This window comes from Tissierella carlieri, from assembly GCF_018917285.1.
Lineage (GTDB): Bacteria > Bacillota > Clostridia > Tissierellales > Tissierellaceae > Tissierella > Tissierella carlieri.
In genome coordinates this window covers 76,621-94,249 of the sequence record NZ_JAHLOH010000033.1, presented here as the reverse complement: position 1 = coordinate 94,249, position 17,629 = coordinate 76,621, and the positions used below count along the sequence as shown (strand labels likewise).

The following is a 17,629-nucleotide window of genomic DNA, read 5'->3' as shown; positions in this document are numbered from 1 at the left end:
ACTAAATAATGAGTATATGGGTTGATAAATCTACTAAAGTAATAGTGCAAGGAATAACGGGAAATACAGCCATTTATCATACAAAGCAAATGTTGGAATATGGTACAAATATAGTCGGGGGAGTTACTCCGGGTAAAGGGAATATGAAAATTGAGGGTGTACCTGTATCTAATACTATGAAGGAAGCTGTAGATAACACTGGCGCTAATGTTTCTATAATATATGTTCCGGCAAAGTTTGCAGCAGATGCTATATTGGAGGCTGTGGATTTAGAATTAGATATGGTAATTTGTATTACCGAGCATATTCCTATAAAGGATATGGTAATGGTTAAAAGATATATGGAGGGTAAGAAGACCAGATTAATCGGGCCTAATTGTCCTGGGATTATAACACCTGATGAGTGTAAGATTGGTATTATGCCTGGATATATACACAGGAAAGGAAGAATAGGAGTTGTATCTCGTTCCGGTACTTTGACATATGAAGCAGTTCATCAACTATCACAAAAGGGAATAGGACAATCAACAGCCATAGGAATTGGAGGAGATCCTGTGAATGGAACAGATTTTGTCGATGTATTAAAGGCTTTTAACGAGGATGAAGACACCGATGCTGTAATTATGATTGGCGAAATTGGAGGAAATGCAGAAGAAAAGGCAGCTTTGTGGATTAAAGAAAACATGAAGAAACCAGTAGTGGGTTTTATAAGTGGAAAGACAGCTCCTAAGGGAAAAAGAATGGGACATGCAGGAGCGATTATCTCGTCAGGCCAAGGAACAGCAGAAGAAAAAATAAGGACAATGAATGACAGCGGAATATATATGTCACAATCTCCTACAGCTATAGCTGCTACTTTAGTTAAGGCATTAAAGGATAATAATCTCTGGAGAGAAGAATATAAGGGATAACATTAGAGAGGTATAATCATGGGCGAAATTGTGGGAAAAAAACATAAAAAAGTAAAGTTTCTTGGAATGAGAGTCGTTAAAACAGTTATAGCGGTGTATATATGTTTTCTAATAAGCTTTTTTAGAAATGGACTTCCTTTCTATTCAGCAATAGCCGCAATCCTATGTATGCAAAATGATCATGCTAATAGCTTAGAGGTTGGGAAAGGCAGGATGATAGGCACTTTTATCGGAGGAATATATGGATTTCTAGCTATAATATTAATTAATTTTGTCAATGTTGAGTTATTTAGTTATATTCATCATTTGATTTTGAGCTTATTTTTGATTCCAATTATATATACAAATGTATTTTTGAAGTCCAATAGTTCTACCTATATTAGTTGTGTAGTTTTTTTTAGTATAACTATTTCTCATGGAGGAGATATAGCACCGATGTATTTTGCGTTAAATAGAGTAATCGATACATTAATTGGAATAGCAGTCTCACTCATTATAAATATGATAATGTAAAATTAAATTTTTTCAGATGTTATTTATTTGAGAAAGGTAAACTGTAAAATTAAATTAGGCTTTGTAAAGTTAAATTAGACCTATCGATCTGTAAGACTAAGTGAGTCTGCAAGAAAAAATAGGTCTATTTTATTTTTATAATTAGATAGATAGAGAAGTTTAATAGTTAATACTCTAAATCTATTGTTTAAATCCAAAATATGGTATATAATGGAATAAATCTGAATATTAATTACTTAGGTTCTTTATATAATAATGATTAAAAGACAATCATGTGCAAATCATGAACGGTCCGGCCACTGTAAATGGAGAGCGATCTTTTAATATACCACTGGAAATATTTCTGGGAAGGTAAAAGAGAGTAACGACCCATAAGTCAGGAGAACTGCCTAAGTGATATTTTTCATTAGCCTTCCAGGATTGAGGCAAGATGTAATAAGTATGTGTATTTGTATATAATTATACTTAGATAAAATGTCTTAATCTCTAAAGGTTAGGACATTTTTATTATTTTAGGGGGGAGCTGATCTACACACATGAATGATAAAAATTTAAACTTAAAGCTTACAGAGAGGGAAAAGAATCTTATAGAACTAATAAGAAATACAGAATTTGGAGAAATAAAAATTATAATCCAAAATAGTGAACCCATAAGGGTTGAGGAGTTAAAAAGATCGATAAAACTATAGAATATGCTGACCAGAAAACTGGAGGCACTACTTGATTAACAAAGGTAGTGTTTTTTTATTTTTGTAGAGATTTAACTGAAAAATTCCAATACACGTTATATTAACCTAGTATGGAGGTGGTAAGATGAATAGAAATATCATGAAAAAATTAATTCTTTTTATCATTTTAATTACATTAGTGATTCCTTTAACAGGATGCTTTTCTGATAAGGCTGAGGGAGCAGGCAGTAACGGAGATTTAGAAATAGATTATCTTGTAGAGAAAAAAGAAGATAAAGAAAATTTAAAAGCAACTTCTTTACTTGCACAGATGAGAGAAAAACTATCATCAAAAAATGAGGTCGAAACTGAAATTCAAATAGAGGAAGAAGATATAGTTCAGCAGGATAAAAAAGAACTGTCATTTTGGGAGAAGTTAAGACTAAAGAATTCAGAGAGAGGAAAAGATGAAGAATTAGACCTTGTATCAAAAATAAAGGAAGAAGAAAAAGACAATGTTGAAATAAAGCCAACAGAAAACAAGAAAAAAGACAGCTTTCTTGAGCAAAATATAAAGGCGAAAGAAGACAAAAAGGAAGAAGAAAAGAAAAAAGAAGAAAATAATACTAAGGATAACGAGAGTAAAGAGAAAAAGGAAGAAAACAAAGAGCCAGAGGAACAGAAACCAAAGGAAAATACAGTAACCCTTACTATACGTTGTGATACTGCTGTAAATAAAGAGATGCATAAAGACCCTAAATTTAAAGGAATAGTACCGGAAAGCGGAGTTATATTATCTACAACTACATTTAAAATAAAAGAAGGAGATACTGTATTAAATGTATTAGAAACCGCAAGAGATAAATACAAAATACAGATGGCATATAGAGGAAATAAAGAATCAGCATACATAGAAGGGATAAATAATCTTTACGAATTTGACGGTGGACGCTGGAGCGGATGGATGTATTGTGTAAACGGCTGGTATCCTAACTATGGAGCTGGAGTGTATGTATTGCAGTCAGGAGATGTAATAGAGTGGAACTATACCTGTGATTTAGGAAAGGATCTAGGGCAGGAATGGCTGGGAAATTAGATAAGAGGAGAATATAATGTCTTTTATTGAATTGAGAAATATAAAGAAGGAATTTAAAATAGGAGAAAATATTGTAAAAGCTCTTGATGGAATCAATTTGTCTGTTGAAAGAAAAGAATTTATCAGCATCACCGGACGTTCAGGTTCAGGAAAGTCCACCTTGTTAAATATTTTAGCTGGATTGGAAAAGTCAACAGATGGAGAAATTGTAATTGAGGGAGAGCATATTGAAAAGATGGGAGAGGGGCAGAGAATAAGATTTAGGCGCAAAAATATAGGATTTATATTTCAGTCATATAATCTATTGCCTCAATATACTGCCTTGGAGAATGTAGCTCTTCCTCTGGCATTAAAAGGAATTGAACCAAAAGAAAGAATTGAAAAGGCTAAAGAAATAATGAAACAGGTGGGAATAGAAAGCCATGAGAATCATAAGCCCAGTGAGATGTCAGGAGGGCAGCAGCAAAGAGTTGGGATTGCCAGAGCATTGATAACAGGTCCAGCTATTGTACTTGCAGACGAGCCTACAGGTAATTTAGATACTAAAACAAGTATAGAAGTAATGGAATTATTAATTAATCTTTTTAAGGAAAAGGGGACTACCTTCTTGCTAGTTTCCCATGATGAAGTAGCTAAAAATTATACGGAAAGAACTATTAATCTACTAGATGGCAAAATAGTAGACATTGAATAAATATTTAGGGGGACAATGTTAATATGAAAAAAAGAAAAATATCCATTCTTTGTCTTGTACTAGTGATTTTGATAATAGCAGTTAAGCCTAATGTTATTTGGGCAGAACCAACTACACAACCTGCTGTCAATCAAGATAAGGTGGAAGGGGCGGATAAGAAGGCGATAGTAATTGCAGATACAGGTGCATTAGCCGTCTCCGGTAAACCGGGAGAAACAGTTACCATAGAGCTTCCTTTAGCTGTAAACAGAGAATATCTACCGACAAGAAAGTATGTACTTAGAAATATTACCGTAGAACCGGTTATACCTGTAAAGCAAGAGGATATGAAAAAATGGCCCTTCGAAATAAATCAGGCAAGCTATGTAAAAAAAATGGAAGATATGACCTATGGAAGTATGGCAGATATATTTTATAGCTTTAAAATATCTGAAACAGCAAATAAAGGACTTTATCCTATTTCATTTTTAATAAATGCAACAGTATGGAGATTAGATGATATAAACGGGACCAATATAAAGGAAGATGTAGAATTCCAGATTGTGACTTATGTAAATGTATTGGAAGATGGAAGTCAGTCCCAAAAAATTAATGAATTAGGAGCCCTGTCAATAGCATCAGTTGATGAGGACGGAGCCATAATACCTGCACCCTCGGGAAATGCAGGACAGAGAGTAAAGCTTAGACTTCCCGTCATAAATAATGGAGGGAACCTATCAAATATCAGTGTAACTCCGGTTATATCTACGTCATTGGATGAATGGCCCTTTGTAGTAGAAGCGGTAAACTATGGAAAGAATCTGCCGGATATGAAGCATGGAGAAATAGCCTTCCTAGAATACGATTTTAAAATATCCCCTAATATTTCCGAGGGAGCGAAACCAATTAATTTCAGAGCAACATATAAAGAAAATGATGTATATATGGAAAGCTTATTTTCTGCATATATCAATGTGGCAAAGGGGAAGCCAGAGATAAAGGAACTCCCCGATTCAGTGCCTAAATTAATAGTTACAGGCTATAGTACGGAACCGGAAATAATATATGCAGAGGATGAATTTCAGTTGATTTTAAACTTACAAAATACTTCTTACAATTCAACTATAAAAAATGCAGGTATTGTATTGACATTAGAAGAAAATAGTATCATGCCTGCAAAAGGAGAAAGTGATACCAAATATATAAATTCATTAAAACCAAGAGGAACTACTAGCTGTACTTTTAAACTTAAGGCATTGCCTACAGCATTAAATCCTACTTCTACAATTGCAGTTACCATGGATTATGAAAATGAAAAGGTGGTAAAGGGGACTGCCGCTCAGGGAATAGTAATTTCCATTAAACAGAAGATGGAGGTATCAGTAGAAGAACCTATAATCTATGACGAAGATATTGCAGTAGGAGATCCAATAGCTGTAAGTATGGCAATTGTAAATAAAGGAAGGACTAAGGCATTTAACCTGGAAATTGATATTGAAAGTGAAGATATTCTTATGTTTGAAAAATATTATGGAGGAGATTTGATACCGGCAGGTAAACATAGTGCAGATTTTCAAATTATTGGAGGAAAAACAGGAACACTGACAGGTGATTTTGTAATAACCTATGAAGATATAGATGGGGAAATATTTGAAGAGAGAAAACCCTTTGAAGTGAAAATTCTAAATGAAACTTCTGGCAAGGATAAGATAATTCAAGAAGAGATACAGCAGCCTAAAAAGAATTTAGTATTGCCTTGGGTAGGAGGAACAGGAGGAATCGCAGCTATTGTTTTGGGATATTTATATAGGTTTAAATGGAGGAAGAAGTAATGAGGTTTTCAGATTTTTTTCGTATGGGATTTATAAATCTAAGGCGAAGAAAAGTGCGAACTATTTTAACAGCTGCAGCCATGGCAGTGGGAGTGTCCTGTATAGTGGTACTTATATCAATTGGAATTGGCTATAACCAAACATATCAGGAGTCTATCTCTGAAATGGGAAGTCTGACTAAAATAGATGTAACCCCTCCAAGGGAAACGAAGGGAAAAGTAGCTTTATTGAATGATAAAGCAGTATCAGCATTTAAAAAGCTAAATGGGGTAGAGGCTGTGACTCCCGTTGTACAAGTAGTTCCTTATTTAAAAAGCGGGAAGTATGTAGCTCCTATTAGATTATATGGAATTGACTTGGCAACAGCAGAAAGCTTTCAGATAACTCCATTGAAGGGAGAATTACCCCTAAAGGGTACCAAGCTTGTACCTCAGATTATATTGACAGATGATGTAGCGGATTCCTTTGCAGACCCTCAAACATGGGAGCAAGTTAAGGATATGAAAAATAAGCCCTTGATAGATCCTATGAATGGAAACATTAAATTAACCTTTGATTACAATACATTATCAGGACAATATACAGAAGGGGAAGATGGCAGAGCAGTACTAAGCGGAAATATCTATAGAACAGAAGTCACAGGAATAACTAGTATTCAGAATTATACATACTCTACTTCTGGATTTGTACAACTTAAAATATTAGAAGAACTAATAGAAACTAATAAGGGTTTTTTACCTCTATTGAATACAGCTAATGATATGAAAAATATAAAGACCTATCCTTTGGTATGGATAAAGGCAGATGATATAAAAAATGTACAGGGGATTACAGATGTAATAAGGAAGGCTGGCTTTGAAACCTATTCCTTAAACGATATGCTAGAATCGGTGAAAAAACAATCAAGACAAATTCAAGGGATGCTGGCGGCTATTGGAGCAGTAGCACTTTTAGTGGCTGGTATTGGGACAGCCAATACTATGATGATGGCAATCAACGAAAGAACTAAGGAAATAGGAATACTCAAGGTCTTAGGAACTGATTTGGGGGATATAGTAAAGATGTTCCTAGTGGAGTCTGCAATGATAGGAGTTATAGGAGGAACCATAGGACTTTTTGTTAGCTTTATATTGAAAAGACTGTTACCTGTGCTATTGAAGGAAATGGAGGTCCGTTCCATTATACCAATTTGGTTAGCAGGAGGAGCATTAATATTTGCAGTATTTGTAGCGGTAATATCTGCGCTGGGACCGGCAATAAATGCTATGAGAGTCAGTCCCCAAGTGGCCATAAGGGCTGAATAGGTGGCAGTTTGGTCTAAGGTGCAGTTTATTATAAATAAACCAAAAGTATTGGAGGTGCATAAAGGAATAGAGAAACAGAGAGCTTACATCCTTAGGAAAGACAAAAAACAGTAATTTTATGAGATAGGCTCATAGGATAGAGAAAAAACTTATAAAAAGAAAGGGGATAAGAGTATGTTTAAGAAGCTTAACAATAAAAAAATATTTAGTTTATTACTAGCGTTAATGCTGGTAGTTGGAATGAGTGTATCATCATTTGCGGCGACATTGACAGATGACGGGATATTAGTAGTAAAAGCAATAGAGGGTTCAAATCAATATACAGCAGAGATGAAATTTGTAGATGTAGGGGGAGTAACAAGATATACAGGATATATTGAGTTTCCTAATTCCTCCAGTGTGGATTTAAGTAATGTGGAGATAGTTGCCACAATCACAGGGTCATATACTCTAGAAGTAGATGGAACTCCTTATACTCCAAATATGAGTGTGGATTTTAGTGAGGGATATGTAGATTTTGTTCTGAAATCAGGAAGTACAGTTTACAGAACCTATCAAATAAATGCAGGTATAGATGGGACAAATGTTTTGATATTTGTAACCATTGATTTAGAAAATGTAAATGATTGGCTAGATGGAACTTATGTAAGCCCAAATAAAGAAGGGTATATAGTGCCTAAGGCTATTAACAATCCTCTTGCAGAAGCTAGAGCACAAGCTGCAGTAAATGGTTTGGAAAGTGGTTCCCTATTAATCCCTTTTGTTGCCAATATAGGAGATTCTGCTATGACTACTTTTTCCAAAGCAATAGCAAGTACAAATCTTAATGTAGTAGGTATATCCAGTGGATATGTAAGTGAAATAGGAAGAGGAAGTGCTGATACTTTGCCTGATACACTATTTCAAAGAACAGAAGGAGCTCCTAATTTCCCACCGGGAGATTATATGAAGGATAGGACAGGCTGGATATATCTTATGAATGATATTGTTGCTGATATGGGTGCAAGCCAATATATTATAACAGCTAGCGATAGTACCTTAACATGGGGATATACCTTTGACTGGGGTATAGACTTAGGAGGACCTGAGTGGTAAAAATTTCAGAAGGGATAAGGAGTGATGTTTTCACTCCTACCTCCTTTAATACATATAGTCTAATAAATAAATTTATAAAACGTAGGCTGGGAAAAGGAGATAAAGATGAAAAATAACAAATTTATAAAGAAAATGGTATTTTTATTAATTTTATCAATTTTATTGAATTTGAGCTCCAGTTTAATTAATATATCATATGCCAATTCAAATGTAGAGATTCGAGAATGGTGGGCATATAAATTTAGGGGAATTAAGTCCTATGAATATTTTAATGGGGGAAGCTATACAGAATTAATAGGGAGTAAAAACCATTCCATATTAATTCCTTTAAAGATACCTGAAAAGGGAAATAATAGGGCTAGAATAGATATGGTAGAAACCTTTGCAGCTCCAATTATAGGACAGATAATAACTGCTCCAGGGAAACTATATTTAGATGGTAATAAATATGATTATTCACTTCCTATAAAGCATGAATACAGAATTAACTATGATAATAATGAAAAAATGGATTATTTCCCCGTATGGATGGTAGTAGAAGGGGCAGGGCAAACTATAGCAAAAGAGAGAACAGAAGAGTTATTAAAATTGTATACAGAGAAAAAAGAAGCTTTGCAATCTTTATACAATACCATAATAAGGCAGGGATCTCCTAGTAAATCTGGTGATTATCATTTTACGCATTTATTTTTCCTTAAAAGTGCTATGGAAGAATGGGACGCGGTACTAACTAATGGAAAAAAAGATGGGTTTTCAACTCATTTAAATGAAATTCAAGTAGAAAAAATAATCTATCTAATGGATGAAATACCTAAATTTATAGAAAATCATAGGATAAATGAAGCAGAAATATTAGATTTAAGATTAGATAGATATAAGAGTATTATAGATAAGGATAATAAAACCATAGAATTATATGTACCGGAAGATGCAGTCTTAAATATAGAGAATGTAGAAATACAAACTCCGGATTGGGTTATAGCTAATTATAAATCTGGTCAATTTAAGATAGGGGGAGAAGCTAGATATACAGTTCAGCCAATAGATATAGGCTATCATGGATTTAGAGATATACCTAAGTACGATAATTTAAAAGAAGAATGGACAGTAAAAACCTTTAAAGAAGATGAAAATGAGACTGATAAATTAAGAATTAATTCTTTGAGTTATATAAGTGAGTATGGGGAAAAGATAAATGGAATTATATCTGAAAATAAAATAGAACTGAATATACCGTTTCAGGTAGACTTAAATGAGATTGAATTAGAATTTTACCATACAGGTGAAAAAGCCTTTGCAATAATCGATAATAATCAACAAATAGAAATAGAAGGAAATAAAATAAAAAAACCTAGTATAATAAAAGAGATTAAGATACAAGCAGATAATATTGAAAAAATATATGATTTCCACATAGAAAGTCAACCATCATCTAAGAATGAAATTCTAGATTTTAGAGTGGCGATAGATGGAGTCAGCCATAGAGCTTATATAGATAATGAAAAAAATGAGATAGAAATATTTATTCCATTTAGTACAGATATTACTAAATTGAAAACAGATATTAAGATAGATTATAGGTCTAACATTAAACCAGGTAAATATGAAGTACAAGATTTCACCAATCCGTTAATATACAGTGTTACCTCTGAATCAGGAGATATAAGAAACTATAAGGTCTCCGTAAAAAAAGGTGAAGCTTCTTCAGAAAATCAGATATTATCTTTTAGGGTCGGTACTATAGAAGGAAAAATAGAAGGAAATAATATTAAAGTGGAAGTTCTGGCTTCGGTAAACCTAAAGGGTATAAAGCCTTTTATAGAAGTTTCTCAAAAGGCAAAGGTAAAGCCAGCAAGTTCTGAAGAAATGGATTTTTCAAAAGGTCCCGTTGATTATATAGTAACTGCTGAAAACGGAGAACAAAGAATATATGAAGTAACTATAGAGCATAGTCAAGGGGAAGCAATAGGTCCGGATGAAGAGTATATGTCTATGCTTAAGGAACTAAGAGACAATATATATAAGAAATATAAAGAAGAGACTGTCTCCGAAGACTGGGAATGGATGAACATAGGGTTTTATGAAGGAAAAAATAATGGATTGCCTAAAGGGATAAGAAAAAATATAGATGATTTGCCGGAAAGATTTAATATGTATGACGAAATAGGAGAACTATCTGGTACTAAAATTACTGATTTTGCTAGATTTGCTATGACCTTAACAGCAATGGGAATCGATGCTTCTAATTTGGAACCATTTCAAATTGATGGCAAAACCTTTAGAACAGATTATGGACGACCTACAGGGAAAACAATAACAAATATGATAGAGCCGCTCTACAATGCCTATGGTGCAGGAATAAATGGAGCCATATACTCCTTAATAGCATTAGATATGGGAAATTATTCTATCCCAGGAGATGCTAATTTAACTAGAGATGATTTAATTAAGGTTTTATTAAATCACGAATATGGTTCTGATGAATTTGGAGTAGATATGGTGGCTATGCTTATGCAGGGATTATATCCATATCAGAATCATCCTACCTATGGCGAAGCTGTAAAGAAGAAATTAGCTCATGGAGTAGAGCTGTTTTTAGGAAGTAAATCTGCTAAAAAAGTGGAACCTTTAAATAAGGATTTTCTAGGAATTTCATGGAGTGCTGTAAATAGCGAATCCACATCTCAGGCTATCATAGCTTTATGTTCTATGGGTATAGATCCTTTTTCAGATTATAGGTTTTCTAGAGGAGCAGAGGATAATATGATAGTCAATTGGATTAACAGATTTGCAACTAAGGAGTTAGATGGTTTTGGGCATACAAGTAAGGCATACAATTTCATGGGAACATATCAAGGAATGTACGCCCTTCAATGGTATATAAATTTTGTAGAAAATGGAGGTAAACCTTATTCTTTATATTATGATGGAGTTCCTTTTGATTTCAGCAAGGAGTTTAGCAGTGAAGCAGAAATAAAGGAGTTTAAACTTTTAGGAAAAGAGGGAATTATAGATAACGAAAAAGGTATTATAACAATTGAGATTCCTATAGAGACTACAGATGAGCAGCTAAAGGCAAAACCAATTATAAAAATTTCCGAAAATGCAGCCATTAATCCAGCAATAGGAGTGCTTCAAGATTTCACAAAAGAGATTTCCTATACTGTAACTGCTGAAGACGGGAGTACAAGAAAGACCTATAGGATTGTAGTTGAGAAAAAAGAAGATATATTAAGCGGAGAAAAAGAAATAAGCTCCATTGGTATAAAGGAATTCCCCACTGCTAAAGTCAATATAGATAACCAGAATAGAGAAATATCCATAATCCTTCCTAGCGATACGGAGCAGTCCAAACTAAAAAGTCTAAGGATATCCATAGACTTCAAAGGGGAGGCTATAAGTCCTGACCCTAATGAACCTCAGGATTTCACCAATGAAGTAAAATATACCATAAGAGCTAAGGATGGTTCTACAGATTACTATATTGTAAAGGTATTTATCGAGGAGGCAGATAAATATGAATTTACAAAGTTTGTACTTCGTGGAGTAGAGGGGAAAATAGATGCTTTAAAGAATGAAATCACTATAAATCTTCCCTATGGAGCCTATGTGGAAAATATAAAGCCAAATAAAGCGGAATATTACCCTGAAGAAACAGGTACTTCAATATTCCCGGCACCTACTATTTCAAGAAAGTTTGAAGACGAAAACATATATAGTATAAATCCACATGGAGGAAGATTAATTGAATATAATGTAAAACTTAATTATGTTGAAGTAGGAGGAAATAGCGAAATAACTAAATTTTCCATAGGAAATTATACAGGGAAAATTGAAGGGAAATCTATTATATTAGAAATACCAGAGGGAATGACTGAAAAGGAATTTAAAGAAAGGTTGAAGGATAAATCATCAAAACTAGAATGGGAAGGGAAAACCATTGATCCTATGCCGGGAGCAGATAATAATTCTTTAAATGATTATCTAAAGGATTATGTCCTTACGGATAGTGAAGGAAATGTAAATATCTACACAGTAAAGTTTACTGGCAGTACAGGTACAGATCCTGATGATCCAAATAATTCAAAGGAAAATAAAATAGAGATAACTTCCTTTAAAGTCAATGGTATGGAAGCAACTATAGACAATGGAAACGGAAGGATATTTTTAGAAATTCCATTTGAAACTGAAAATTATAGAGTTGTTCCTACTATAGTAATGAGTGAGAATACAGAAATATATCCAAGAATAGGAGAAACAATAGACCTAAGGAAAAGTAATGTTTATACCCTTAGAAAAGGAGATATTTATAAGCAATATGTTCTAATAGTAAGAAGAGTAGAGCCGAAGCCGGTTACTTTGTTATGGAGATATATGGAAGAAGATTTAGATATACCTTATTACCAAAGAGTTGAATAAAAGGGAAAATTAAATAGATAATTGTGGAACTATATATTAATTAGAAAAAGGAGGAAAATATGTGAAAAAATCTATCATAAGAATTTTAATATTTGTAATATTGCTTACCATTGTAATAAATATAGATTCTTCATTTGCTGAACAAGATACAATAAATCTGAAAATAAGCATGAGAGAGAAAGTGTTACCACTCAACGATGCAACCAAACAAGCAGGGATTGTAGTAATTGACGAAGATGGAAAAGAAAGTTTAGTAGAGACATTAGATAGCCTTAAAATAGGAGATACTATAAAGGTGAAAGTTAAAAATGGAGAAATCGCACAATTTGCAAATTGGGAAGCTAAGAATGGATCCCAAACCATATTAGAAGATGAATTTAAAACAATGTTCGGAGGAAGCCCTACAGAACCAGAGTTAACCTTTACCATAAATGGAGAATTTAAAGGTAAAAATATAGTTATATATGCATTGTTTGAGATGTGTGTGACCATAGATACAGGAAATACAAATGGAGAAGAAGGAAAAGTAGAAGTAGATGTAATAGCTATAGGAGGACAAAGAGCAAGTTTTAAGTCAAAAGATGGCTATGAGATGGCTGCTAAGGATTATAAAGTGAACATTAAAGCTAGACCAAATAGAGGCTATGAGTTTGATAGGTGGGAATTTTCAGACAAGAGATATGAAGCAGATAAAAAAAATATAATTGATGTAAATTCTAGTGAAATAACTATAAATAAAATGAACGCTATGACTCTTTTAGGTTTCCAAGTAAATAGGTTGAAAGTTACAGCCCATTTCAAAGAAAAGGAAGGCGAAGAGCCAATTAATGATGAATATATAACAGATGTTAAAGTTCAGTCCCAAAATTGGTTTAAAGATTTTAGAATTGAAGATGATAAGCTAATTATAAAACCTGATAAAAGTATATATGGATATTTTGTTAATGGATTACATGCTAACAATGTGGCCAATGCGAAATTAGTTATAGATACAAAAGGTATAGAAAAAATTAAAGTCTCCAATCCATATACTGATACAGAAAACGGTATAGTTGGTAAAGAGATAGTAGCTACCAGCGAAGAATGGGCACAAGGTATAAAATTTAGTGAATTTGGTATCGTAGAAAATGGTGAAAATAAAATAGGCTTTTTTAAAGATCATCCTGTTGAATTTACCTTTTTCCCAAAAGATGGGAATGAGTTTAAACTAATTTGGGATATGCAAAGGGATTCAAAAGACCACATCCTATATATTGCAAGTGATGGGGTAATAAGAAAATCAGAAGTAAATGATAAAGAAATATCTTTAAAAATAAATAATGATATGTATAAGATGATAAATGATTTTAATATAGAGAGCTTAGAATTGCATAATGAAAAATCATTGATAATTAGTACCTTAGAAGTAAAAAGTATAAAGGTAGATAATAGTAAGTTTGCTAAAGGTGGATATAGAGGGATTACAACAGGAGAAATAAGTAGTGAAGACTGGCAAAAGGGAGTTAAATTTTCTGTTTTTGGAGCAGAAAAAGATGGACAGAAAATAATTGCCATAGATAATGAAAATCCACCATTATTAACTTTTAAAACAATGAATGACGAAGAATTTATATTTGAATTAAAGATAGATCAATTTATACCTGCATTGGAGTTTACAGCTAGAGGAGGAAATTTACTATTAGGCCAGATAGACAAAGAAGCTAAGATTGAAGTCAAAGATACTAAGGGAGAAGAGATAAAAGAAAAATTCCTATATTTAGTTCCAGGAGAAGAATATAATATAATAGCTGTGGATGGAACAAGAAGTAAGTTTAAGGAATGGACGTCAGAATTGAAACCTATAGATGAAAATTTTGAAATTCATTTTGGGGATAAATCCAATAGAGAATTAAAAATTTCAGCGACAGATGATTTTATATTTGAACTTCAAAAAACAAATAAAGATGTCGTCAAACTCAATGCTAATTATGAAGTATATGTATCTGTAGAAGTAGAATTAAAAGAAGAAGAGAAAAAAGAAGGATTTTCAAATGAAAGCAAGGTCTATAAAAATAATCTCAATATAATGGAATACTCTATTGAAACAGAAGAATATGAAGAAAAGTTAAATCTATTAAAAAATAGTGTGAAAACTGAATATACCCATAAACTAGAAGCTAATATGGGAGAAGGGTATATCATATTAAAAGATAAGGATGGTAATATAAAAGAAAAATTAAGTCCTTCGCTAAACAATGATATTGTATGGGGATATGGAGGGTTAATAGGAGAGTATTTCGATACTTTAGAATTGGTAGCTATTCCAAAGGTGGGTTATGAGTTTGTAAAATGGCAGATAATTACACCAGCTATGAATATAGAAGATGAGTGGGATATGCCCATAAATTACTTTGATCCAAATTCGGGAGTTTCTGCTGAAGCTAAAAGTCCATATATACGAACTAAACTAGAAAATATGATAAATAAATCCGAAGGACATAGAAATAGATTTAGTGCAAGAGCAATATTTAAATCTATAGATGATAGTAATGCAAGAGAAATAGAAGAAATAGCAGATATTTATAGGGAATATATAAAAGGATATACAGATAAGGGAGACGTATTACTAAAATCAGTAGAAGCAAAATATAAAGATAATGGTGAGAAGGTAATAATCCCAGTGGAATGGGAAAATCCTAATATAGATAACCTTCCTATAGGCAGAAATATAATTACAGGAAAATTAAAAGATCCTAGATTTACTGATAAAGAAGCAAAGTTATATCTAACTGTAAAAGAAATAGTTGGATTTGGAGAACCGGAACAAAGAATGGAAGTTATAAATAGTAACTGGTTTGGAGAAGGTCAAAGGCATAAGTTGCCGGAAAGGTCTAAGGTAAATCTAAATGATGGAGAACAGGAAAGTACTTTGGAATTAGATATAAAATGGGATGAAGAGGACTTAAACTCAGAAGAAACTCATAAAATTAACGGTAAAGATATTATATATTATAAGCATGGAAGATTTACAGCTGTTGGCAGGGTCAAAGGGTATGATGGTGAACTTAAATATGTCTTGGAAGTAATTCAAGGGAATGAAGTAGTATTTTGGGTGGACGATAATTTTAAAAAATCAAAAAATGATTATATCTATGAGAGATTTAGTTCAATACCAATAAAAAAAGGAGAATCAATTCCAGAGCCAGAAATACCAACAAGACCGGGATATGTTTCTATAGGGTGGTATAAAGATGCTACTTGGTCGAATCCGTTAAACCCTGATGCTGGAATAAAATTTGATTTTGCCAATCCTTTGGGGGAGGCTGAAATGGAGAATTCAAAATTTTCTTTATATAATAAATGGAGAAAAGTTATCAAATGCACCATAAACTTCGACACCAATGGTGGAAATCATATATCTTCTATAGAAGTAGAGGAAGGAGAAAAGCTTACAAAACCAACAGAGCCTATAAGAAATGGATATAGGTTTTTAGGATGGTATGAGGATAAAGGATTAACGCAAGAATTCAACTTTGCTACACTGATCATGCAAGATTTAATCCTTTATGCCAAATGGGAGGAAGAAGATCCAACACCTGGAACCCTTGAAATAGGATCTGTAGAGCTAATCAAAGATAGTCAAGTGGTTTCTACAGGAGTAAAGAAGGGTAATACTTTTACTTTAATGCTTCCAGAGAATTACAGTGAAAAAGTTGATGTAGGTCATATTCTAAAGATAATAGGCACTGAAGGATCATATCTTGCTCAAGATAATGGTCACGGTGACCTCATAGAAAATTGGGCTGCCGGCAATATATCTAATAGCATTGTGGTAGGAGAAACTAAAAAATTTACCCTAACTAAAGATGGTAAATCTGAGGTTTATTATGTAGAAATCAAAACTTCAGCAGAAGTTGAAGAAAAGCATACAATAATCTTCAACACAAATGGAGGAAACAATATTCCTTTCCAAGAAGTAGAAGAAGGTAATAAAGCTACAAGACCCAGCAATCCAACTAGAAATGGATATAGATTCATAGGGTGGTATATGGATTCAAATCTAACTCAGGAATTTAACTTTAATACCTCTATAACAGAGGATATGACCCTATATGCAAAATGGGAGAAGGCAGAAGAACCTACAACAGAGCTTCCTAGAATCATAAGATTTTCATTGCTAGGATATGAAGGTTCAATAGATGATAGAAATGAAAGAATTACAATAAGTCTTCCATATAATATTGAGCTTAGAAATTTAGTACCAAGTATTACCATATCAGAAGGAGTTACTATTTCACCAAATAAAGACGTAGCACAAGATTTTAATAGAACTGTTTATTATACAGTATATGGAGCAAATAATACTCAGAAGACCTATAGGGTAGTAATAAATATGCCAACAGAAAGAGAAGAGTCTCGCTATTGGGATGATTATTATGAAAATTATAAGAAAGAGCGAGACGATTATTACAAAAAAAGGGGAGAAATTTCTTGGTGGGAATTAGCTAAGGAAGCTAAAGAAAAAAGAGCTGAAGAGGAATTAAAAATACAAGCAGAAAGAGATGAGAAGCTAATACTGAAAGAGAGGGTAAAGATTTTAAATGATGTAGGTAAGATTGGGTCAAGAGCTAGAAATAGTCGTAGCTCCTTGATGATAAATGATCGCTTTAACCATATAGAGATTATGCCTACTGTAGCTGACTTTAAACCAGGATTCAGCAATATAATAACTATACCTAAGGATGTTCTGACAGTATTGTCTAATGGAGAATATGAATTCATAAAATATAGCACTGGAGTTGTAAATATAGAGATATACCCCTTTATGGAAACAGCATCTGGATTAAAACTAAATCTATGTGATGTATCTAAGGATATACGAGATAAATGGAATAAAGTAAAGGGGAATGGCTATATATTTCAAGTAGAATCAGATTCTACTAAGGGCGGATTTTCCTATGAATTGAATTTGGAAAAACAATATCCGGCTGAAAAGCTTAGATTTGTAAAATATAATTATATGAAAGGCAACTTTGAAGATGTTCCTCCAGAAAAATGGTATGTATTCGGTGGGAAACTCCGTTGCGACAAAGTTTCAGCAGGGATTTACGGAATAATCTATAAAGACTAGAATATCAA

General features: G+C 33.0%; 11 protein-coding genes and 1 riboswitch. All 11 genes read left to right on the top strand.

Annotation, left to right across the window (positions count from 1 at the left end):
• The first annotated feature begins 8 nt into the window (after positions 1-8).
• Positions 9-911 carry a succinate--CoA ligase subunit alpha gene (sucD, locus tag KQI38_RS10570; RefSeq protein ID WP_216559223.1) on the top strand — a complete coding sequence of 301 codons (903 nt, stop codon included), beginning with the start codon at positions 9-11 and terminating at the stop codon, positions 909-911.
• Positions 912-929: 18 nt separating this feature from the next.
• Positions 930-1,424: an FUSC family protein gene (locus KQI38_RS10565; RefSeq protein ID WP_216559220.1), complete on the top strand. Its 495-nt coding sequence runs from the start codon at positions 930-932 to the stop codon at positions 1,422-1,424.
• Between the two features lie 221 nt (positions 1,425-1,645).
• Positions 1,646-1,831: riboswitch (cobalamin riboswitch) on the top strand.
• Positions 1,832-1,960: 129 nt separating this feature from the next.
• Positions 1,961-2,113: a DUF2292 domain-containing protein gene (locus tag KQI38_RS10560; protein ID WP_216559217.1), complete on the top strand. Its 153-nt coding sequence runs from the start codon at positions 1,961-1,963 to the stop codon at positions 2,111-2,113.
• A gap of 124 nt (positions 2,114-2,237) precedes the next feature.
• Positions 2,238-3,188, top strand: a complete 951-nt coding sequence (locus KQI38_RS10555) for a DUF4430 domain-containing protein (protein WP_216559214.1) — start codon at positions 2,238-2,240, stop codon at positions 3,186-3,188.
• 16 nt (positions 3,189-3,204) lie between these two features.
• Entirely contained in the window at positions 3,205-3,882 is a 678-nt protein-coding gene (locus KQI38_RS10550; protein ID WP_216559211.1) for an ABC transporter ATP-binding protein, read from the top strand.
• Positions 3,883-3,905: 23 nt separating this feature from the next.
• The gene (locus KQI38_RS10545; protein ID WP_216559208.1) at positions 3,906-5,693 is read left to right on the top strand and encodes a COG1361 family protein; all 1,788 of its coding nucleotides are present in this window, start codon (positions 3,906-3,908) and stop codon (positions 5,691-5,693) included.
• Entirely contained in the window at positions 5,693-6,997 is a 1,305-nt protein-coding gene (locus KQI38_RS10540; protein WP_216559205.1) for an ABC transporter permease, read from the top strand. Before KQI38_RS10545 ends, KQI38_RS10540 begins: the two co-directional genes overlap by 1 nt.
• Positions 6,998-7,171: 174 nt before the next feature.
• Positions 7,172-8,092 (top strand): hypothetical protein, encoded by a 921-nt coding sequence (locus KQI38_RS10535; RefSeq protein WP_216559202.1) that lies wholly within the window; start codon positions 7,172-7,174, stop codon positions 8,090-8,092.
• Positions 8,086-8,208, top strand: a complete 123-nt coding sequence (locus KQI38_RS22330; RefSeq protein ID WP_276515573.1) for a hypothetical protein — start codon at positions 8,086-8,088, stop codon at positions 8,206-8,208. Before KQI38_RS10535 ends, KQI38_RS22330 begins: the two co-directional genes overlap by 7 nt.
• Positions 8,198-12,511: a DUF5018 domain-containing protein gene (locus KQI38_RS10530; protein ID WP_216559199.1), complete on the top strand. Its 4,314-nt coding sequence runs from the start codon at positions 8,198-8,200 to the stop codon at positions 12,509-12,511. Before KQI38_RS22330 ends, KQI38_RS10530 begins: the two co-directional genes overlap by 11 nt.
• A gap of 61 nt (positions 12,512-12,572) precedes the next feature.
• Complete coding sequence (locus tag KQI38_RS10525) at positions 12,573-17,621, top strand: InlB B-repeat-containing protein (RefSeq protein ID WP_216559196.1); 5,049 nt, start codon at positions 12,573-12,575, stop codon at positions 17,619-17,621.
• Positions 17,622-17,629 lie beyond the last annotated feature (8 nt).